The organism is Bifidobacterium sp. WK012_4_13, assembly GCF_041080835.1.
Taxonomy (GTDB): Bacteria; Actinomycetota; Actinomycetes; order Actinomycetales; family Bifidobacteriaceae; genus Bombiscardovia; species Bombiscardovia fermentum.
Window position 1 is genome coordinate 543122 of record NZ_CP129683.1, and the last position, 21723, is coordinate 564844.

The following is a 21723-nucleotide window of genomic DNA, read 5'->3' on the forward strand; positions in this document are numbered from 1 at the left end:
ACACCATTGTGGTCGAATGTGACATTTCTAGACTGAAAATCTCATAGAATCAAGGCAAATCGAACGAGATCTTGAGTTTTGCGGCAATTGCGAAGTATCAAGCCCAGATTTGGCCTGATTCCAATGGCCGCATCAACGTTTTTCACAACATGTACTTCATAATTGCCGCAAAACTCAAGATCTCGTTCGATTATTCGCTGTTCACATCAGGGTTGAGGGACCACAGAGACAATTTTCGGCGCCTTGACGATGATTTTGCGCGGTGGCTTGCCACCAAGATGCTCCTGAACCGTCGGAAGCGCCAAAGCCAAAGCTTGCAGCTCGTCTGCCGAAATGTCGGGCGAAACCTCAAGCTTTCCACGAATCTTGCCCTTCACCTGCACCACCGCGGTGACATTGTCCTTGCCAAGATAGCGTTCCTCTTCGACCGGCCATGCCGCTGCGGAAAGCGAATCCTCATGGCCGAGCCTCTCCCACAGCTCCTCGCAGATATGCGGTGCGACAGGAGCCAGCATCACGATCAAGGGCTCGACGGCCGAACGCGGCACCGCCTGCAATGACGTCAGATGATTGTTGAGCACAATCAGGCGAGAAATGGCGGTATTCGGACGCATCGCCTCCATCTCCTCCGTCACGTCATGAATCGTATTGTGCAGGAGCTTCAAGGTCTTCAAGTCGGGCTGATCGTCGACGACCTTGACATCGCCGGTACTCTCGTCGAGCACGTTGCGCCACAGACGCTGCAGGAATCTCATGCCGCCGACCACATTGCGCGTGTTCCACGGGCGCGACTCCGAAAGAGGTCCCATGCTCATCTCATACAGGCGGAAGGTATCCGCGCCATAGGTGGCGTACATGTCATCCGGCGTGATGATGTTCTTCAGGCTCTTGCCCATCTTGCCGAATTCCTGGAAAGCTGGCTCGCCATTCCATATGTAGGTGGTCTCGGAACCTTCCTGATGTTCCTCGACCTCGGCGGCAGGCACGTATTGTCCGCGGCTGTCGGTGTATGCATACGCCTGAATCATGCCCTGGTTGAAGAGCTTGTGGAATGGTTCCATCGAATCGACGAAGCCAAGATCGTAGAGCACCTTGTGCCAGAAACGCGAATAGAGAAGGTGCAGCACCGCATGCTCCACCCCGCCGACATAGAGGTCGACTCCACCCGACTCGCCCGCGGTCGAATTATGGTTTGGTCCAAGCCAATACTCGCATTCGGCGGGATCGACCATGTGCTGCGCGTCGTCCGGATCGAGGTAGCGCAGATAGTACCAGCACGAACCCGCCCAGTTCGGCATCGTGTTGGTGTCGCGATGATACCGCTTCGGCCCGTCGCCAAGATCGAGGGTGACATGCACCCAGTCGTCGTTGCGGCTCAACGGTGCCTCGGGATTGGTGTCGGCATCTTCGGGATCATATGTCTTCGGCGTGTAGTCAGGCACCTCCGGCAGATTCACCGGCAGCATGCTGTCTGGCAGCGTGTGAGGCACGTTGTCGTCATCATACACGATTGGGAACGGTTCGCCCCAATACCGCTGACGCGAGAACAGCCAGTCGCGCAGACGGTACGAAACCGTACCCTCGCCAACCTTCGCCTTCTGCAGCCACGCGGTCACTCGAGCGATGGCATCATCGACGCGAAGCCCATCAAGCGACAGCGCGTCGCCCAGCTTTTCGGTCTTTTCAGTCGAAGAATTGATCACGATGCCATCATGAGATACGAACGCAGCCTTGCCCTCATAGTTGCTCAGGTCATCGCCAGAATCAGGCAAAGGCTTGACGGTATAGACCACGGGAAGCCCGAACTTCGTCGCGAAATCATAGTCGCGGTCATCGCCGCCAGGAACGGCCATGATCGCACCCGTGCCATAGTCCATAAGCACATAGTCGGCGGTGAAGATCGGAAGCTTCGCACCGGTTATCGGATTCGTCGCATAGAGTCCGGTGAACAGGCCGGTCTTTTCGTTCTGCTCGTCGACGCGATCCTTCGATGTCTTCTTCTCCGCTTCGAGACGGTATGCGTGGACCGCCTCGGCAGGCGTTGCATAGCCCCCAGTCCAGAGCTCAGCCATATCGGATGGAATGTCGGCAGGCCAGGCGGCTGGAACGCTGTCAAGCAAGGCATGCTCGGGAGATACTACCGCGAAGGTGGTGCCGAACAGCGTGTCAGGACGAGTCGTATAGACCTTCATGTCCTTGACGCCAGAAGGCGTTTCAACCGAGAAATGGACCGAAGCGCCATGCGATTCGCCAATCCAGTTGCGCTGCATGAGCTTGACCTTCTCCGGCCAGTCGAGCGTGTCCAGATCTGCTATCAGACGGTGGCCATACGCGGTGATGCGCATCGACCACTGGCGAAGCTCACGCTGGAACACGGGGAAGTTTCCACGCTCCGAACGGCCCTCGGAGGTGACTTCCTCGTTCGCCAGAACCGTGCCCAAGCCGGGGCACCAGTTCACCGGAGACTTTGAGATGTAAGCCAGACGGAAGTCGTTGAGCACATCGCTCTGCTCCTGCTCGCTCAGCGCATCCCATGACTCGGACTCGTGGCCAGGAATCGTGTGCCTGCCACTCTTGAAGGCCTCGACAAGCTCCTCGATCGGACGCGCCGAACCCTTGCCGCCATCCTTGCGTACGAACTCAGGGTCATACCAGGAGTTGTAGATCTTCGTGAAGATCCACTGCGTCCAGCGCATGTATCCTGGATCGATCGTGGCGAATGAACGGCGGTCGTCAAAGCTCAGACCCAGGCGGTGGAGCTGACGGCGCATATTGGCAATGTTCTGTTCGGTGGTGACTCGGGGGTGCTGACCGGTCTGCACGGCATACTGCTCGGCAGGAAGTCCGAAGGCATCATAGCCCATGGCATGAAGCACGTTCTCGCCCTTCATGCGGTGGTATCTGCTCACCACATCGGTGGCGATGTATCCAAGAGGATGACCGACATGCAAGCCCTTGCCTGAAGGATAGGGGAACATGTCCATGACGAAATACGGCGTGCGGCCATCGGCATGATTGCCATCGCCATCGGTGAGCTCACCATCAAGATTCGCAGCCCAGAAGCTGCCCTGCCGCTGCCAGCGATCCTGCCACTTGCCTTCGATGTGCTGAGCGAGTTCTGCATTGTATCGATATTCAGGTTCGGCTGGAACGTCAGCCTGCCCATTGTTATCCTGTTCAAAAGCCATAAGTCGCATTATCTCCATGTATATGGACACTGTGTGGACGTTGTCCGCCACGACAGCCATCGCCTTGTGACGATGCCCGTCGTTTCGTCAACTCAAATCTTCCCAACATACAAATCTTCCCAACATAAAAGGCGCCCACGCGATGTGGGCGCCTCCGTTGGTCATGAATATGGACTCTACTCCTGTGAATCGGACTGACGCGGTTCGTGTCCATGTTCCTGATGGCTGGTTCTCCAATGACCTGAAACCGCGTTCGAACCGTGGTAATGGTCATGGAACTCAGGCTCGGTGCCGCTCAATGGCAGTTCGCGTTCCTCTGCGCGCTCGATCATCGTCACGTTCGAAGGATCAAGGATCGCTATCGGAGCCTGAACCGGTTCTGCAGCGAAGCCAGCGGTTCTCTTCTGCATCCTGCTGGGCAGCCCTTCCGCAACTCGGGAAAGTAGATAGCTGAGAATGAAGTATATGACTGCGGCGACAACCAGTGCCTGCAGCATGTTGAAGTATGACGATCCGAGACGGCGGGATTCCTGAAGCAGTTCGGTGTAGGTGATGATCGACCCCAGGGCGGTGTCCTTGAGAACCACGACAAGCTGGGTTATCAGTGCCGGAAGCATGGCGATCAGGGCCTGCGGCACCTCGACGGACATCAGCGAACGGACGGGACTCATGCCAAGAGCCAGCGCAGCCTCCCGCTGACCATGGGGAAGATTGCCGACGCCGGAACGAACCAGCTCTGCGACGACCGATCCGTTGTAGAGTATCAGGCCCCAGGTGACCGCGAGGAATGCCGAATTGTCAGAAAAGCCAAGGGCTGCGAAAGCCTGCCACAGGAAGATCATGAACAGCAGCACCGGAACGGCGCGGCAGAACTCGACGATGATCGATGAAAGCCAACGAATCGGCGCGAAGTCAAGCAGTCGTCCGATGCCGAAGATGATGCCGAATACGACCGATCCGATGACCGCAAGAATCGAAGCCTTGACGGTGCTCAGCAGTCCCGGGCGGTAGAAGTCCCTCCACGCATCCCAGTTGAGCGCAGGATCCCAGAGCGACCAGCTCAACTGGTTCTGGCCTTGCGGCGGATTCGCCAGCCTACGCAGCACAAGGACTATCAGAACGATGAAGATGATGGCGGCTATGGTGTTTGCGACGGCTATCTTGCGCCGTGCCTTCGGTCCTGGCTCGTCAAAAAGCACGGAACGCTTGTCATCGGGAGCACGACGCTTCAATTTCGGCCTGTCCTGCACAGGACTCGTTGGCGTTGGCGAGGCCGATGACGGTGATGTGGATGATGACATCGATGTTGTTGCGCTCATGTTCGCTCCTCCTATCTTCTCACCGCGAGTTTGTTCGACAGCCACGTCGTGAGCAGCCCGATGGGAATGATCATGATGACGTAGCCAATGGCGAAGATGAGGAATATGTAGATGATCATCGAGCCATTGTTCTCAATCATCGAGCTCATCAGACTTGACGTTTCCGTGCCCACCGATGCCGCGGCAGCGACCGTCGAGTTCTTCAGCAGTGCGATGAGCGTATTGCCCAGAGGTGCGACCGAACCCCTGACGGCCTGAGGCAGGATGACAATGCTCGCGGACTGCATGAATCCCAAGCCAAGAGACCTTGCCGCCTCGGCCTGACCGATCGGAACGGTGTTGATGCCGGAACGCAGCGATTCGCACACGAATGCCGCCGTATACAGCGACAGGCCACTGACCGCGAGCCAGAAGAAGTTCGTGTCGAAGTTGCTCGAGAATTGGAACTTGAGCTGTCCAAAGGCGCCGAGGACCATGAACACCATGATTATGGTGAGCGGCATGTTCTTGAACAATTCGACGTATCCTGTAGCGAATCCTCGAAGGCTGGCCACTGGGCTGATGCGCATCATGACCAGCACGAGTCCGATGACCACTGAGAACAGCGCGCTCCACACCGTGAGCTCGACATTGACCTTGAATGCGCCCAGCACATCATATGAGGTCAAAAGCGTTACGAAATCCGACATACTTCATCACTTTCCACAAGTCGTCTCTACATGGATTGCACTGGCTGCCACGAACACAGGCTGTCACGAACACTGACAGTCATGAACACTGGCTGCCACGAAAAGGGCACGCAGCTCGGATGGTGGTCATCCTGCACGCATTCATCGTCTGTGCATGCCCGATGACGGTCAGGGCTCGCAACCGTCTGTGTCGCAGACATCTCAGACATCCCAGACGTCCTAGACATGTGCGAGCCCTTGGAGGTCAGAAGTCAGTGGTGCTCGACTTGGCATCAAAGACTGTAGGAGGATTGTACTTCGCGTTTGGCGTGTAGCCTGTGCCCTTGGTCGCGGAATCGATGTATTTCTTCCATGAACCATCGCTCACCATGTCCTTGAGCGCCGCATTGATCTTCTTGACCAGAGTGGTGTCGCCCTTCTTCACGCCGATGCCATAGCGTTCCTCGGTGAATGGCTTGCCGACGACCTTGAGTTGGCCGTCGCCCTTGGCTGCGGCGAGTCCTGCAAGAATGATGTCATCGGTGGTGACGGCATCGACGGTGCCCGAGATCAGAGCGGTCACGCATTCCGCGTATCCGGTCTGTTCCATGAGCTGCACCTTGTTCGCGAATTCCTTCTGGATCGTCTGGGCCGATGTCGAACCGGTCACGGAGCACAGCTTCTTGCCATTCAAGGACTTTGGACCGGTGATTGACTTGTCATTGGCACGCACCAGAAGGTCCTGCCCTGCGACGAAGTATGGTCCGGCGAAGTCGACGACCTTCTTGCGGTCATCGGAGATGGAGTACGTCGCAACGACCATGTCGACGTCACCGTTCTGGATCATGGTTTCACGCTGCTTCGAAGGAGCTTCCTTCCAGACGATCTGATTGGCGGAATAGCCAAGCTTCTTGGCGACATACTTGGCCACGTCCACATCAAAGCCTGTATAGGTGCTGCCCTGCTTGAATCCGAGCCCTGGCTGGTCGAACTTGATGCCGATCTTGAGCTGAGGACCGCTGGAAGAACTGCTTGAGGAACTGCCACAGGCTGCAAGCGAACCAAGCGCCGCAACGGACACGGCCGCTGCAAGTATCTTTCGCATAACTCTTTTCATCTGATTATTCCTTCTCTTAGGTTTCCCCAGAACTCTCCCCGGAGTTACTTTCGTTCAAGGGAAATGCGTTTCAAACTACAAGTGAATTGTTTCAATATCCGAAACTTGTTTCACATCATGAGACAGATGACGATGTCAGAATCGTCCAGGCATTCGAAGCAAATCGTTGAGTGCTGCCGCGCGTTGCCGCCTTTGCACCGAATGTCGTATGACTGCAAGGCGGTCCGGTCCAATCGATGAATGGATCCGAACCACCGCTCGAATCGAATCAGTGATCAAGGATCTTGCTCAGGAAATCCTTGGCTCGATCGGTCTTGGTATGGGTGAAGAACTCTTCTGGAGTGCCATCCTCTAGGATCTCGCCATCGGCCATGAACACGACGCGGTTGGCGGCCTGACGGGCAAAGCCCATCTCATGGGTGACGACGATCATGGTCATGCCCTGTTTTGCAAGGTCGACCATCACATCGAGCACTTCGTTGATCATTTCAGGATCGAGGGCACTGGTCGGTTCGTCGAAAAGCATGACCTTGGGGTGCATCGCAAGCGAACGAGCGATCGCGACACGCTGCTGCTGACCACCGGAAAGCTGCGCTGGAAGCTTCTGCGCCTGGGAATCGACACCCACTCTGGCGAGCAGCTCCATCGCTTCCTTTTCGGCATCCGCCTTGCTCAGGCCACGAACCTTGCGGGGGGCAAGCGTGACGTTATCGAGAATGGTCTTGTGCGAGAACAGGTTGAAGGACTGGAACACCATGCCGACCTCGGCACGAAGCTTGGTCAGCTGCCTGCCCTCCTCGGGAAGGGGCACACCATCGATGGTGATCGTTCCCGAATCGATGGTCTCCAGTCTGTTGATGGTGCGGCAAAGCGTTGACTTTCCTGATCCGGAAGGTCCGATGATGACAAGAACCTCGCCCTTGGTGACCTTCAGATTGATGTCCTTGAGAACATGAAGATCACCGAAGTATTTCTCCACATGGCTCATTTCCAACAATGGTTTGTCTTCGTCCGCCACTGAGCTAACCTTCGTGTCCAGACTTGCAGGCGCAGTACTTGTTGTCATATCGGAGCGATCCTTTCTATGTGGTCATGCGACCCTCAGGGTTCATTGGCGGATTAAGCCACAAACTCCCCTGATTATGGTCGCAAACTTAGCACAGCATTGTAACGGCGGGATTCCGAGGTCCAATTTATTTGAACAGTTTCGAACGAGTGAGGAACCACGTCACAACGACTGAAAGTACCATGGAGACTATCACAATTACTCCGAATCCCCAAGGCTTGTCGGTGAACGGCATGCCCAGCATGCCCTGCTGGAAGTTCATGCCATACATGGAAAATATGAGTGTCGGAATAGACAGGGTTATCGAAATGATGGTGAATATGCGCATGACGTTGCTCACGTTGTTCGACACGATCGAGGCGAACGCGTCGGTCATTCCCGAAAGAACTCCCGAATAGATGTTGGCCATCTCGATGGCCTGCTTGTTCTCCGTGATGACGTCGCCGAGCAGGTCCTCATCGTCAGGATACTGTCGAATGCGCTCAAGGCTGGTGAGCTTTTCGAGCACGATCTCGTTCGACTTCAAGCTGGTCGCGAAGTAGACCAAGGTCTTGCTCAGTTCGAGCAGCATGATGATCTCGCGGTTCTGCATCGAATGACGCAGCTTCAATTCCAACTTGTCCGATTCCTTGTCGATGAATCGCAGATATCGCAGATACGTTGTGGCGTTGCGATACAGCACCTGAAGGATGAAGCGTGACTTCATATAGGTGTTGAATCCACGAATCGAGCCCTCCATGAATGGGTGCAGCAGATTCGTGTCCTGGATGCATACGGTGATGATCAGATTCTCGGTGACGATGATCGACAGAGGGATTGTCTCATACCAATCTCGGCCTCCACGCTCCTCGACCGTTGGAATGTCAACGATGATCATCGTGTAATCGTCTTCGACGTCGACGCGGGAACGTTCCTCGTCATCAAGAGGTGCGCGCAGGTCTGCGAGGTCGATTCCGGACGACTGCGAGACATTGGCAAGTTCGACATCCGAAGGATTGCTCAGGCATAACCATGATCCGGGTTCTGGTTTATCTATTTGTTCGATTTGTCCGCTGACGGTGCTGAATACCCTCATCATCGTTATCACCTGCCTCTCATGCATAACGTCCGATATCAAACGCTGCTGTTCGGTTCGGTTACTTATATCGCGGCTTCCAGTCGCGCAACCTCAATAAGGATAGTCGAGGCAATGACAAAATGCGACTGCCGTGGCTCGCTGAATCCTTTCTCTTCGAAATGCGTCAAATACCAATCCGAAAAGGTCTCAGAACTTCATTTTGCCCAAACCAGGCAAAAACAATGGACTTTCACACGAATCCGAAGCACTTCTCACCGAGATTGTGAGTTTTGCGGCAATTCCGAAGTATAGCCAGTGTTTTTTGGCTTAGTGCCGGACGATAATTCAACGGTTTTGGCCTCGTGTACTCCACAATTGCCGCAAAACTCAGAATGTCGAGCGAAACATGTCCAATCTGTTATTTGCTTTCGTTGAGCAGTGGCTTCCCGGCAGCATAACGCCTTATATTTTCTAGAACGATGCTGAGAACCTCGCGGCTTGTCGCTTCAAGATGGTTCCCACCTGCGATATGTGGAGTGATAAGGCAATTGGGCTCATTCCACAGCGGATGATCTTCGGGCAGGGGCTCGGGCTCCGTAACATCGATGCCGGCGGCCTGGATCGTCCTGTCGTGCAATGCCGCTCCCAAGGCATCAGAATCTATGGCATCTCCCCTACCAACGTTGAGCACTATGGCATTGGGCTTCATCAGGCTCAGCGTATGCCGATTGATCAGATGCCTGGTATCTGGCGTGGAGGGAAGACTCATGGCAATCACGTCAGACTGTGGGAGCAGGTCTTCCAACTCTTCAAAACCATGCATGTCATCAATGCCTGGTGCGCAATGTGAGGCATTTCTGCGAACACCAGCAGTGTGGCAACCGACTGCCTTGGATAAGACAGCAAAATGCGAACCAATGTCTCCCGTTCCCAGCACAAGGACCTTCAACTCTTCCGGTGTGGAGACGGGACCTTCATCCTGCCATAGACCTTTGCGTTGATTGTCGCGATAAAGCGGAAGCTTTTTCAACAGTGCCCACATCAATGCGAACATGTGTTCGCCGACGGCCTGCCCGTAGGCACCCGACGCCCCGGAAAGCAGCACTCCCTTGGGAAGGATTCCCTCACCGGTATACGAATTCACGCCCGCGCTGTATGTCTGGAGCCATCTGAGATTCTTGCATTCCCTGACTTCATCGACCGGAGCGTTGCCGATGATGGCGGTCGCTTTCTCGCGTAGCTCCTGTGGCACATGGCATGGCCAGACCATGTCGGATCGGTGTCGTGGATCGCCAACGAACTCCTGACGTATCTCAGGTGAGGCTTCTTGAAATGTCTTTCGCTCCTCTTCGGTGAGTGGCAAACAGTTAACAATGAGTTCTTCCACCATATGATCTCCCCCAAACTCGATTATCGCTTCGTCACAGTTCCATCCCGAGCCGAACTGCTGAGCAGCTCTGCCAGATAGTCCTGCCGGATAGTCCTTCAAACTGACCTCACCCATGTTCGCGCACAATCGCGACGATTGTCGACATTCACTCTCAGTGAATCATTCATAATGAACCACTCACAGTAAACGACTCACACTCAGCCGCTCACTATAAAGAAGCAAATTCTCCTGTTCCGATGCCATGCGACCACTATTCGGCCTTGCGCACGATGAAGTGCGGGCGTTTCTTGCATTCGAGATAGATGCGTCCGATATATTGACCGAGGATTCCAAGCCCATAGAGCTGCAACCCGCCGATGAGCAGCATAATGCTCACCAGGCTTGGCCACCCGGCGACAGGATCGCCAAACACGATGGTGCGATAGAGCACGATTCCGATGCCGATGATCGAGAGGAAACTGAGAAGGAATCCAAGATATGATGCCAATTGCAAAGGGACGTTGGAAAAGTTCATGATCCCGTCAACGGAGTATTTTGCAAGACCACCAAAGCTCCATGAGCTGCGTCCGCCGATGCGCTTACGGTTCTCAAACTCAAGATATTTCACGCGGTAGCCCACCCAACTGAACAGGCCTTTCGAGAATCGATTGTATTCGCGCAGTTCAAGAACCGATTCCACCACAGGACGCGACATGAGTCTGAAATCGCGGACTCCATCAATCATCTGCGTGCGCGAGATCCGTCGGATCAGCCAGTAGAAGGCCTTCGCGCAGAACGAACGAAGCCAGCTTTCACCGGTCCGCGAGATCCGGCGCGAACCGACCATATCGTATGCTCCGGAAGCTACCAACGTATGCATTTCGAGCAGCAGCTCGGGAGGATCCTGCAGGTCTGCATCCATCACCGCGACGAATTCCCCCGTAGATCGTTCCAGACCTGCCAGGATTGCCGCCTCCTTGCCGAAGTTTCGCGAGAAATCGACATAATGAACGCACGGGTGAGCTTCGTGCATGCGTTCGAGAATGTGCAGCGATCCATCGGTGGACCCATCATTCACGAATATGAACTCCATATCGGCATCAAGCTTGCCGGCAATCTCTTGCAATACAGTAAAAAATGGTTGCAGGTTATCCTGCTCGTTCAGCACAGGAACAACGATCGAGACGGTCACATCCCCTCCTTGGCAAACGCCCTTCGCCAAACGCAGGCAGCATGAATAGAAAACATGTATTGAATACACTATGTATGTAATGATACACATTGAATCGTTTATGCTTCTGCTTTCAGCTCACCTCGAGGCGTAGTCAACCATTGTCAGGCCGGCAAGGCTTGGTCGATGGTGCGGCGCAGGAACTGGGATCGTGACTCGCCATGCTCCTTGGCGCTCCTGTCGATCTCTCGCACGCGCGACTTGGGGATGCGGAACGATATGGTCTCCAGCTCCTCCTCGAACATCCTGGGTCGTCCCGGCCTGATAGTGCCGACATGGCCTTTCCATGTGCCGTTCTCGTACTCTTCGGCCATGGTGTCGAGCTGACGGTCGGTCACGCCGAACAGCTTGTTGATTTCGTCACGGTTCATGATTTCCTTCCTGCATGTTTCAGTTCGTTCATTGTCTTCATTGAAGGCGGCGTCATCGCATGGTAAATCAGCCAGCGCCCCCCGCGGCCGCGGACGGAAACCATTTCGATGAGCCTAACCCTTCCATCCACGCCCACCGTGATCCACGAGCCCGTCCCATCCATCCTTGGAGCTGAGAGCAGCGCCGACCTCCAGGCGGCCAGCACATCCCCATCCTCGATCTCGGAATGCAGTTCATGGATCCTCGGGTGGACTATCGGATTGTTCTCCTCCTGCATGGCATCCTCTCACACCTAATATTGTAATACATATGTATAATACATAATTATGCCTTCGGCGATGCACCTCACAAGCCACCGGCAACAAATACTACGTTGAGAACCTTGGTAGAGTGCCGAGTATTCTGTTTTCCTCGCCATCTTCTTTCTGTCATCCCGAGCGAAGCGCAGCGTAGTCGAGGGATCTTGTTTGTTGGCAGCCAATGCATGAGATCTCTCGACTACGGCTACGCCTCCGCTCGAGATGACAGAAAAGAGGGCCGCTCGGGATGACAGAAAAAAGGGACGCCCGTCATGTCAAGAAGACGCGGGCTTGAACAATCTAGAGCAGGGTGATTCGGGCGTGGCCGTCGCCCGCATTGCCGGTCATCAGGGAGCCGTCACTCTTGCCCCAGTCGGGCATGGACTCGTCGCCGGCCGCCATCGCATAGCCGGTGAACCGGTATTCCCGTCCATCGATGACCTGCGTGGCACGGTCGACGGGAGAATCGGTCGAAGGGCGATGCGTCCTGGGATTGCCGGCGTTCGCCGCCGAAGTGTCGGACAACGCGACCGCCCCTGGATAGCCCGAGATGAACGAGGAACCACCGGCACCAGAGCCCATGCCGTAGTTAAGATCGCCGCCTGCCCCGCCGCCATACCAACCCCCACCTCCAGAACCACCAGTGAAGTCAGAATTAAATCCGGACCCTCCAGCACCGAAGACACCGGAATAACCCCTATCAGCGGTTCCGTTTTGCTTCGAAGGCACACCACCTGCCACCTGGCTTCCTCCGCGAGCCGGTGTGCTGTACCGCGCTTGCCCTTGGGTCTGGGAATAGGTGAACGCACCGTCCACTCCGGCTACCCTGCCGCCAGGCCCTCCATCCGGACTGCCTGATCTGGCGTCATCACCAGACCCTCCGCCACCCCCGGCGGCTGCCAGTATTCTAGAATTCAGACCTTGTACGTCGTCCCATGACCCGCTGACAAGACGGAAATCGGTGGAACCACCTCCAGAACCTCCATTGAGGTACGTCCCTCCAATTCCCGTGGCACCTCCACCATTGAAGGTGCCAGGATGGTTACCGCTTCCCTTCCTCGCCCCCTCTCCATGCTGCCCCACATAGACGTATATGCTCTGGCCCCTCTTCAAGTAGAGGTTCCCTCTCGCATATGCTCCGGCACCGCCCAAACCATTCGCACCATGGCCAGTAACCGTTCCGCCCTTCGCTCCCCATGCTTCGAGTTGGTAGACGCCGTCGACGGGCGCGGTGAACGTCTGCGCGCTGCCGGTCATGGCGTAGTCCCATCGCAGGACGCTGTCATCGTAGTCATCGTGATATGGCTCGATGGCAGTCCCGTCCCAGTCGGGAGAGTCGACGTTGCGGTACTGGATCGCCTGGGCCGCATAGTCGAACCCATAGCGGGCGCCCTGCCACTCGTTGTCATCGAACGCCACCCCGTTCACGTCCACCACGTCGGGGTTGAAGTACACGCCATAGCGCACCCGCGCCTGCGACGGACAGTCAGCCACCCCGCACGCCTCGACCTCCGCATCCTGCGCCGTCGGATCGGCCGACAGCACCCCGTCCAGACTCGACGCGCGCAGCTGCACCGTCAAGGGATCGCCATCATTGGCCGCGTCGCCCTCGGACACCACCTCGAAGCCGACGCGACTCATGCCCGGCACGTCACCCTTGCATGACACGTCCGCATCCGACACCATCGCCGTCTCCTGCGTGAACTTGGCAGGACCGCCGTCCGCCTGCTCGTCCAGCTGCCACACGCACAGCTTCGGCGAATAGAACCCCACCACATCCGCAGGCACGGCAGACGCCATCCGCACCGTCACCGTCAGCAGCGTGCGATACCAAACCGACTTCGCACCCGCATTGTCCACATCGAACGACAATTCCAACGAATCGCCAGGATTGAAATCCTCCAACACACCATCAGCATCGATGCTGCCAGAATCCACCAGCACGTTCGCCGCACGATCCTCACGAAACACCACATCACCAACCAGATCACCTTCCGAATAGTGCGTCAGCGAGAACTCACCCTCACGAAGCTCCGTCACCCCTATTGCCGATGCCTGTTCCCCGCCCAGCCAGTCGGAGAAGAACGACGACACAAACCCCAGAAGGGCAAGCAGTAGAATCGTCACAGCGGCGCAGATAGACCACAGAATCAATCGTCTTCGAGAATGGTCATCATGTGCGAAGTCTGGCATCTGCGCGGCTCTGAATTTCATCTTCGCTCCGTTTCACTGCTGGAAAGCAAGAATACATACGATATATAAACTTATACTTCATAAATCTTAATATACAGTCAGTCTAATATATGCACTGGAAGGCCCATTGCTCAGAGCAAACACGCTCGGCCAAAAGCCCGTGCTCCATGATTGCAAGTATGGGCTTTCAAGTTTTTGGCACTTCGCCAAGTAGAAACGCCGATTTGCGGCTTGAACCCGTCGCCGATTCAAGGCTTCCGAGCCCTTGATACTTCAGCAAGTGCCAAAAACTCGCAAACCGGCGTCGAAACGACTCATTCGCCACCTCAAACGTCACTTCACCCACCGAGCGAAATCCACATGGCAGGCCGGACCAGAAGCTTCTCGTTGCTCCCGTCAACGTGGTAGAAGTTCTGGAATGCGTTCTGCCAATTCAGTTCCGCCTGACGTGCAGCAGCGCCGGGACTCCTGAGCCAGTACGCGCCGGCAGGTGCTGTATTCGAAAAACGCATGCCCTCGAAGGTGGTCGATGAGCCTCCGATGATGTATCGGATGTCTCCCAAGCCAGGAGCAAAAGCCTGAGGTGTACCACTCGCATCAACCGAGGCGGCGAACCGAGGGTCGCGCGCATAGGTGGGGCCATCGGCCCACGACCAATTCGCGTACGTCAAGCTTCCGTCATTCGGTTTCAGCTGTGAAGCGACCCCTGAATACGTGGGAGCGAAGTAATCCGCCAAGGTCGGGGAATTCAACTCCACGGGCAGAACACGGAGTGCATCAACCGGATAGCTGCCTGACGCAACCTCGAAATACGTATCGATCGCATCCTTGATGCCACAGCCGTCGCACCCGCTATCCTCATAGCCGTTACTGCCATCGCTATCGAAATAGTAGTAGCTTCTCAAGCCCGAACCATCCTCACGATTGCCAGCGGCGGCAGTCAGGAACGCAATCTGCAACTGGGTGCCCGCCGTGCCCAGACCCATCTCGACATCGGTCAAAGGCGTGGTCCTCACCACCAAAGCCTGATTCGAATTCTTGATGCCAAGAATCCTCCACTTCCTATCGAAGAGCGTGACCTCGTTGCCCGAGCCGAAACCTGTGCTGTTCCCCGTCTGCACCAGAACAGGCAGCACCCACTTCGCACAGAGCGTGACATCCGCATCGATCGGCGTATCAAAGTCGAAGGCGTTGGTGAATGTACTCTCGGTGTACCAGCCTGCGAATTCATAGTTGGCTTTCGTCGGATCGGACGGCTTAGTAGCTGTCTCCCAAGGCTTCAACTTCTGCGATTGCACTACCCCCCCCCGTTAGTTTCGAATTTCATAGTCACGCTGCGCTCCATGCTGAGCGCAGTGATTCGCGCATGTCCCGCACCTGGGTTGCCCACAGACTTCTCACCATCGCGACCATTCTGCCAGCGCGGCGAGGCGACATTGCCAGCAATCATTTCAGCGTCCGTGAACACATAGGACACGCCATCAATAACCTGCGTGGCCTTGTCAACGGAATCGATATCAGTGCGATGCGTCCGGGGATTGCCCGCGTTCAACGCATCAGTGCCATCCAAGGCCACACTGCCCGGATAACCCGAGATGAACGACGAACCACCAGCAGCGGAACCCCACGCGCGTTTCCCGCCATACCAGCCTCCACCGCCACCGGCGGCCGGGAAATCACCACGGACACCATCCTGTCCCCATCCAAAAGCATAACCATCGGTCTGAGATGTCTCTTGACCCGTTCCCGGCAACGAAACCAATGCACCGCCAGGTACCCCGGCAACATTGCCCGAAGACCAGTCACGTTGCCCACCGGCGCCCGCAGCGACCAAAATCCGGCTGTTGAGACTTTCCACACCACTCCATCTGTCTGCTGCAACGCTTTTCACCAGCCGGAAATCCGTCGCTCCACCCCCACCGCCCCCACTTGCAGAGCCACCATCCTTGCCCGCATCTCCGCCGCCATTGAAACTGGTTGCCTTCGGACTCAAAGCGTTGGTCCCTATGCCGCCAGCGTATACGAAAATCTCGTCACCAGCCTTCATTTCCAGCGTACCCGCGGCATAGGCGCCGTTACTGCACAAGCCTGAGTTGCTCCTGTAACCGAGTCCACTACGAGCACCCCACGCCTCGAAGCGATAAAGGCCGTCCTCCGGGGCAATGAACAATTGTGCGACGCCGGTATAGCCGTAGTCCCATGTCGCCATGCCATGGTTGGGGTTGTTGCGATACTGCACCCCATAGCTTTCCACGGAAAGCTTCAAGGACTTGTCTAGAACGAGTTTCGCGAGCGCACCATTGGGATGGTAATGGAGCGAATAGGTCAGTGTGCCCTGATTTCCATGCGCACCATCGGCAAGGAAATCAATCTTCTTGCCAGCCATCGCACCACCCGCGGCAAAGACGCTAGATTCGTCCTCACTCGCAGTTGAAGACGAATCCGCGTTGATCACACGATTCTTGGCCTCCTCCGACCAGAAAATGCTGTATGCACCCCCCTGTTGCAACGGACCTCGCCACCTCGTCTGACCGGTTAGCTTGCTGTCGCCGTCAGCCATTTCCGCAGCGTAGAGATCCTCGACTTCGTTCATATCTCCAGTCGGATAAATGGAGAAATACTGCTGAATGTCGGCAGAGGTCGCAGCGCCCCCGTTCGCAATCACATCGATTGCTTCGCCCTGCAATCCGATATCCACTGCGAGCCATGCTGACTTGTTCTGCTCATTGGTGACCGTGACATCAAACTGCACGACATCACCCGAATACAGCTCCGCGAGCTCAAAGCCAGAGCCACTCCCCGAATCGTCCACAGGCAAAGCAACGTCGTTGAGCTTGCCGCTCACGGCAGTGTCCAGCTCGACCTGGCCAAACGTGTCCGTGGATTCGACTATCGGCGCATATGCGCTGAAATACGCGAAAATCGAAGCCGCAAGCAGACTGAGCGTCACCAGCAACGATGCGGCAATCACCATATGTTTGAAGGAGCGAGGATCGAGAGACCCTCTCTTCTTGACCACCGTCATTTGCGGGTCAAAGTCAGAGTCAGAACCAGCGCCAGGGCGAATGCCATGGTCAGTGCCATGATCTGAACCTGGGTCAGTGCCAGACGATTGAAGCATCTGCGAACGAGGGCCGGACAGTCGCGGCTGTGAAACATGGTCACGCAACATTGGTATTCCTTCTTTCTCCGATTGCTCCAAATGATTCGTCAAGAGAACGCTTTCGGGTGAGCAGCATGAATCCCGCACAGGACATCACGAGCGCTGTGAATCCGACATCGAAGCCACGCGCTTCGAAGCTGAGTTCGACGCTGTGCCTGCCCTTGGGCACGTCAAAGGCGAGCAGGCCATCATCGAAGGATTCGACCGGCGAACTCTTGCCGTCAATCTTCAGCTGCCAGCCTTTGTCATAGGGAATGCTCGTCCAGACCATCTGGTTTTCGTCGGCGACAAGTTCCGCGCTGGCACGGTTGCCATCAACCATGAAATCGACGCCGTTATCCTGAATGCTCTGCGTGTCGGCGAGCACTGCGTCCGTGTCGAGGAACACCACCTTGGGCGTGTTCACCAGAAGATTGTCGGCATTCGAGAATGCGAAACTGAAGTCTATGGTCGTTTCCTTCTCATAGAAGCCCAGATCGTGATAGAAGCCGGACAGCGAGAGCTGGGTGGTGGAGACCGCCTTGCCATCAATGGAGATGGTCTTGTATATCTGACCGTTCAGACGGTTCGAGCCGACGGTCTGAAGGTATAAATATGCCTGTCTGCCCGCAGGAACCTTGACCTGATAGTTCACCGAACTCTTGTCGAGATCATGACGCGCTTCGAGGTCGAACACGAATTGGAAGAGCTGTCTGCCCTTGGACTGATTCCTTACCTCAAGGTTTGGCGATGGCAGAAGCTTCGGCTCGACCTGCGAGAAATATCTGTCGGACGCATCGTCGGCACTCGAAATGGAACCATTTGCGAGCGCCGACATGAGCTTTGTCTGGTTATCGAGTATGTCACTGCTCAGCTTCATGTCTGCGAGCTTCCTTGGCGCGAGCACGCCCAATGGCGCGACGTTTTCGTTGCGGTTGAGCACGTAGCTTCTCGGGGTCTGAGCGGTCGTGGTCTGCGAAGTGTCCGCGTTGTTCGATGAATCGCCCGAGGAATCGTCTGTGGAACTGTTTGTGGCATCGCTCTTAGAGCTACCTGTCGAACTGCCCGCCGAGGCACCGACCTTGCCCTTTCCAGAGGATGACGATGATGTTGACGACGATATATCCACGCTTTGCGGCAGGTCATCGGACGAAACCATGTTGTTCGAAGCAGCATTGCCTGACGCGCCATCGCTTACCGTGGTCACCTGCTCATATCCGAAGCGTTGAGGGGCATTCTCCCCTGATATGAGGTATTTGATGCCGAAGAGGGCATCGCCAAGCATCGTGTTGTCGTCATATCGAACGTTCAGGTTCGTGCCTTCCGAACGGAAGCCGAGCCTGTCCAGGGTCTTCGACGAGTCCTGGTTGCGAATGGAAGAGAAGAGCGACACCCCGTTGTAGCCGAAGTTCATCGACTCGTTCACCGACATCGCTGACTTGTTCTCCATGCGGAAGAAGGCTTCGTCCTTTTCCAGAGCGTTCGCGACGCCGACCAGCTTCTCGATCGGCCTGTAGGGCTGGGCATAGATGCTCCTGGGAGGGAAGCTCCAATCCGACGCCACCTGCTGAATGGTTTCGCGGGTGTTGTATCCGAGTTCTCCAACGACCAGAATGCAGAGCAGAAAGGCGAGCAGCTTCGGATGATTGCCGAACAGGTAGAAGCCCATGGCGATGACCATGATCGCCGCGACGAAGAAGCATGAGAGATACACCGACTGGTTCGTCAGATAGTTGTATATGCCCATGATGTCCACGGCGACGAATTTTCGGATATATGCGAACACTACGATGAGCGCGACGCCGATGCAGAGAAGCCGCCACAGATCCTTGTGGCTGTAGAACTGCCAGCCGTATCCGGCGAGCATGATCACCATGAACACGAAGAGGAATGCATAGCGGAACAGGAACATGTATGGCGTCTTGAACCCTTGCCAGAACAGGTTCAGCGGTTCGATGTAGAAGCTGGCAATGAGTATCGCCAATATCAGCGCGAATCCAACTCGCTCTCTCCACGAGCCGCTCACGCGATTGTCGGCATCCGCCCTCATGCGTTCGATGGAAACGCCTGCCGAACGTGTGATGCGAAGCCGAAGCTTGGATGCGCGAACGATGCGAAGTCCTCCGAAGCCGCGCGACACGAAGAAATACATGCAGAAGATCAGGGGAAGGAATCCAGCGTAGATGAACGGGGTCGAACCGTATTTGGTGGTATCGAACACGCCGATCATCGACTTCACCGCAAGGTCCCAGATGTTCGTCGCTGCAGTCTGCTTCCACGCAATCTGGGTCATCGTCTCACCATGCTCGCGGATGTCAAGTATCGTCGGCAGCACGATGACCAGCGAAGCGCCGATGGCGCACACGCTGGCGCGAAGGTATCGATATATCGTGAACGCGGATCTCTTCGGATGCGCCAGCAGACGCACCAGGTAATACAGTGCGGAGAAGATGCCGATCATGTATCCCATATAGAAGTTCGAGATGAACAGGACCATGTATGCGAAGAACAGCAGCTTGCCCTGCCTGGCGCGGAAGAGTCTGTCGATGCCGAGTATGACAAGCGGCAGAAAGATGTATGCGTCGAAATACATGATCAGCTCGGACTGGGCAAGCGCAAAGCCATTCAGCGCGTAGCATGACGACAGCACGAGCCACATGTATGGCTGAATCCTGAAGGTGCGGCGGGCATAGACGAAGAATGCGAGACCGCACGTTCCGAACTTGAGCAAGGTCAGGACGTAGAGTGCATCCGGCATGAGCGAGTTGTCGAAGAATATGACCAGCGGCGTGAACAGGCCGCCAAGATAGTATGAGACCAGCGGAATATAGCTCAGTCCCGGGCCTGCGCCCCACGAGAACATGTCGCTCTGCCTGCCAAGCAGCATGTTGCGATAGCTGGCATAGAAGTTCGTGAACTGCGAGAAAGCATCGCTCGCGAGCAGAGTTCGAGGCGAACCGAGCCACACGCCCATGTATGCGTATACGCAGATCATGGTGATCGTTGGAACCAGAAATGCTGCAATCCCCAACCAGACATTCGTCGGAAGCATGCCCGCGATTGACTTGAACGGCCTTGCAAGCGGTGCAAGCTTGCGACTCACGATGCGAGATGTCGATGTGAAAGCTCGCGCCACCTGTGAGAAAGCTCGCGTCACCGGCCTGAAGGCCTGCCAAGGGTCAGGCACGCCTTTCGGTGGAGATACCTTCGGCTTTCCCGTACTGGCTGTCATGCATGCTCGTTTCGTGTATGGCATTGTCTTTGGTTCCAGGCGCGAGGCGCAGAACCTTATCCCGTTCGAATGCAATATGACTCATTGCATATAACTTTATACCTACTGTTTATACTATACACAGTATCCACCGGGTCGCTCTTAGCTGCCAGACAAATCTCCTCCGCTGCGCTCCGCTCGAGATGACAAGAGGGAGATGGATGGAACCACAGAAAGACATTGATTCGTAGAGGACCATATGGTCGAAATAACAAGAATGCCGACCATTGAGGTCGGCATTCCGAAAAAAGAAGATGGGACTCACCCCACCCAAGCAATATTATTGTAACAAGATCCCTATGGCATTGATCAAAAACCCGCTGCTGCTTCAAGTACGATTGGGATATGCCGAGCTTGCTCTCAAAAATTCCATTGATCTCCAGTTGCAGATGCTCTCCTTGGTGGAAAAGGAGTTTCAACACCCAATTCTGCTGAACTTCTGACCAAATGAGCGCGAGCTTGCAAGTTTTTGGCACTTGCTGAAGTATAAAGCTCGAAAAATGGCGTCGTGGTGGTCGGATCTAAGCCAGTTTCGAGCGTTTATACTTCAGCAAGTGCCAAAAACTTGATAGTTCAATTCGTTTTCGAGGAAATCACCGCCCGGAGGGTATCCACGAAGCGATCCCAGTGCTCTTGGATGAACACATCGTCGCTCGTTACGGGGATGACGCTCCAGCCAAGACCTTGGAGAGCAGAAATTTTTCTGCTGTCCTTGCACAGACTCTCCTTGGACGTGTGAAATTCTGCTCCTTGATATTCGATGGCAATCTTTAGCTGCGGATACGCCAAGTCAACAAGCCAATTTTCCCGTGTATGAGGATGATGAACTTTGAAGTTCACGACAGGTTGAGGGAAACGGCTTTTCAAAAGCTTTATTCGCAATCGGCTTTCCATAGGAGAATCGGTTCCTTCTTCGCAGCGACGGATAGCCCACTTCCCCAAGGTCTTCCCTTTGAAACGCACATTTCCATATATTGTCTTCTCAAGCTCCTCATAGAGCACTTGACGATGACTCGAGTTTCGACTCATTAAAGCATCGAACATGACGACAGCTTCAATATGGTCTAAAGATCGCAACGCCTGCAATGCTGCAGAGATCGGGTCGACTATGCACACCATTCGGTCGTCAACCTCAACACTTGAAACCTGATACGGTACAGGCCAATTAATGAACTGCACCCCACGCATCGTTGAGCGATTCGCACTGCCCGCAATGCAGACCTGAACCGGGTACCGTGCTTCATGACAATGCTTCAACTCTGGAAAGCCCATCAATCGCAATGCTGAAAGGCCTGCGAAAGAAAGTATTACCCTCGATCGTCGTACGGCATCAAGATAAGCATTCGCCTCAGTTGGAGACATTGATTCGTAGAGAGATGCATTCGAGATGATTTCATTCATGAAGCGAGAGTACAGCCGCGCTCACCATAA

At 55.3% G+C, this 21723-nt stretch carries 16 protein-coding genes; 1 reads left to right on the top strand and 15 read right to left on the bottom strand.

All coding sequences use genetic code 11. The annotated features are described in order from the left end of the window. Positions 1-206: 206 nt before the first annotated feature. From leuS to QN062_RS02235, 14 genes are all read right to left on the bottom strand, one after another. Complete coding sequence (gene leuS, locus QN062_RS02170) at positions 207-3188, bottom strand: leucine--tRNA ligase (protein WP_369341984.1); 2982 nt, start codon at positions 3186-3188, stop codon at positions 207-209. A gap of 176 nt (positions 3189-3364) precedes the next feature. Beyond that, complete coding sequence (locus QN062_RS02175) at positions 3365-4507, bottom strand: amino acid ABC transporter permease (protein ID WP_369341985.1); 1143 nt, start codon at positions 4505-4507, stop codon at positions 3365-3367. Positions 4508-4518: 11 nt separating this feature from the next. Then, the gene (locus QN062_RS02180) at positions 4519-5196 is read right to left on the bottom strand and encodes an amino acid ABC transporter permease (protein WP_369341986.1); all 678 of its coding nucleotides are present in this window, start codon (positions 5194-5196) and stop codon (positions 4519-4521) included. A gap of 244 nt (positions 5197-5440) precedes the next feature. After that, complete coding sequence (locus QN062_RS02185) at positions 5441-6292, bottom strand: glutamate ABC transporter substrate-binding protein (protein ID WP_369341987.1); 852 nt, start codon at positions 6290-6292, stop codon at positions 5441-5443. 268 nt (positions 6293-6560) lie between these two features. Continuing rightward, on the bottom strand, positions 6561-7280 hold the full coding sequence (locus tag QN062_RS02190) for an amino acid ABC transporter ATP-binding protein (protein WP_369342510.1): 720 nt from the start codon (positions 7278-7280) through the stop codon (positions 6561-6563). Positions 7281-7485: 205 nt separating this feature from the next. Next, positions 7486-8436, bottom strand: a complete 951-nt coding sequence (locus QN062_RS02195) for a magnesium transporter CorA family protein (RefSeq protein ID WP_369341988.1) — start codon at positions 8434-8436, stop codon at positions 7486-7488. A 397-nt stretch (positions 8437-8833) separates the two neighbouring features. Next, positions 8834-9805 (bottom strand): D-2-hydroxyacid dehydrogenase, encoded by a 972-nt coding sequence (locus tag QN062_RS02200; protein ID WP_369342511.1) that lies wholly within the window; start codon positions 9803-9805, stop codon positions 8834-8836. A 250-nt stretch (positions 9806-10055) separates the two neighbouring features. Next, positions 10056-10976, bottom strand: a complete 921-nt coding sequence (locus QN062_RS02205) for a glycosyltransferase family 2 protein (RefSeq protein ID WP_369341989.1) — start codon at positions 10974-10976, stop codon at positions 10056-10058. A gap of 143 nt (positions 10977-11119) precedes the next feature. Then, the gene (locus QN062_RS02210; RefSeq protein WP_369341990.1) at positions 11120-11386 is read right to left on the bottom strand and encodes a ribbon-helix-helix protein, CopG family; all 267 of its coding nucleotides are present in this window, start codon (positions 11384-11386) and stop codon (positions 11120-11122) included. Further along, positions 11383-11664: a hypothetical protein gene (locus tag QN062_RS02215; RefSeq protein WP_369341991.1), complete on the bottom strand. Its 282-nt coding sequence runs from the start codon at positions 11662-11664 to the stop codon at positions 11383-11385. Before QN062_RS02215 ends, QN062_RS02210 begins: the two co-directional genes overlap by 4 nt. 322 nt (positions 11665-11986) lie before the next feature. Further along, complete coding sequence (locus tag QN062_RS02220) at positions 11987-13900, bottom strand: glycine rich domain-containing protein (RefSeq protein WP_369341992.1); 1914 nt, start codon at positions 13898-13900, stop codon at positions 11987-11989. Between the two features lie 317 nt (positions 13901-14217). Next, a complete protein-coding gene (locus tag QN062_RS02225) occupies positions 14218-15177 on the bottom strand; it encodes an InlB B-repeat-containing protein (protein WP_369341993.1) in 960 nt (319 codons plus the stop codon). Next, positions 15177-17051, bottom strand: coding sequence for a glycine rich domain-containing protein (locus QN062_RS02230; protein ID WP_369341994.1), 1875 nt, complete (start codon positions 17049-17051; stop codon positions 15177-15179). Before QN062_RS02230 ends, QN062_RS02225 begins: the two co-directional genes overlap by 1 nt. Next, on the bottom strand, positions 17041-20253 hold the full coding sequence (locus tag QN062_RS02235; protein WP_369341995.1) for a YfhO family protein: 3213 nt from the start codon (positions 20251-20253) through the stop codon (positions 17041-17043). The genes QN062_RS02230 and QN062_RS02235 overlap by 11 nt, the downstream gene beginning before the upstream one ends. 338 nt (positions 20254-20591) lie before the next feature. Between QN062_RS02235 and QN062_RS02240 the strand changes: the two genes are divergently transcribed. Further along, the gene (locus QN062_RS02240) at positions 20592-20735 is read left to right on the top strand and encodes a hypothetical protein (RefSeq protein ID WP_369341996.1); all 144 of its coding nucleotides are present in this window, start codon (positions 20592-20594) and stop codon (positions 20733-20735) included. Positions 20736-20865: 130 nt separating this feature from the next. Here QN062_RS02240 and QN062_RS02245 read toward each other — a convergent pair whose 3' ends face one another. Continuing rightward, a complete protein-coding gene (locus tag QN062_RS02245) occupies positions 20866-21693 on the bottom strand; it encodes an endonuclease domain-containing protein (RefSeq protein ID WP_369341997.1) in 828 nt (275 codons plus the stop codon). Positions 21694-21723 lie beyond the last annotated feature (30 nt).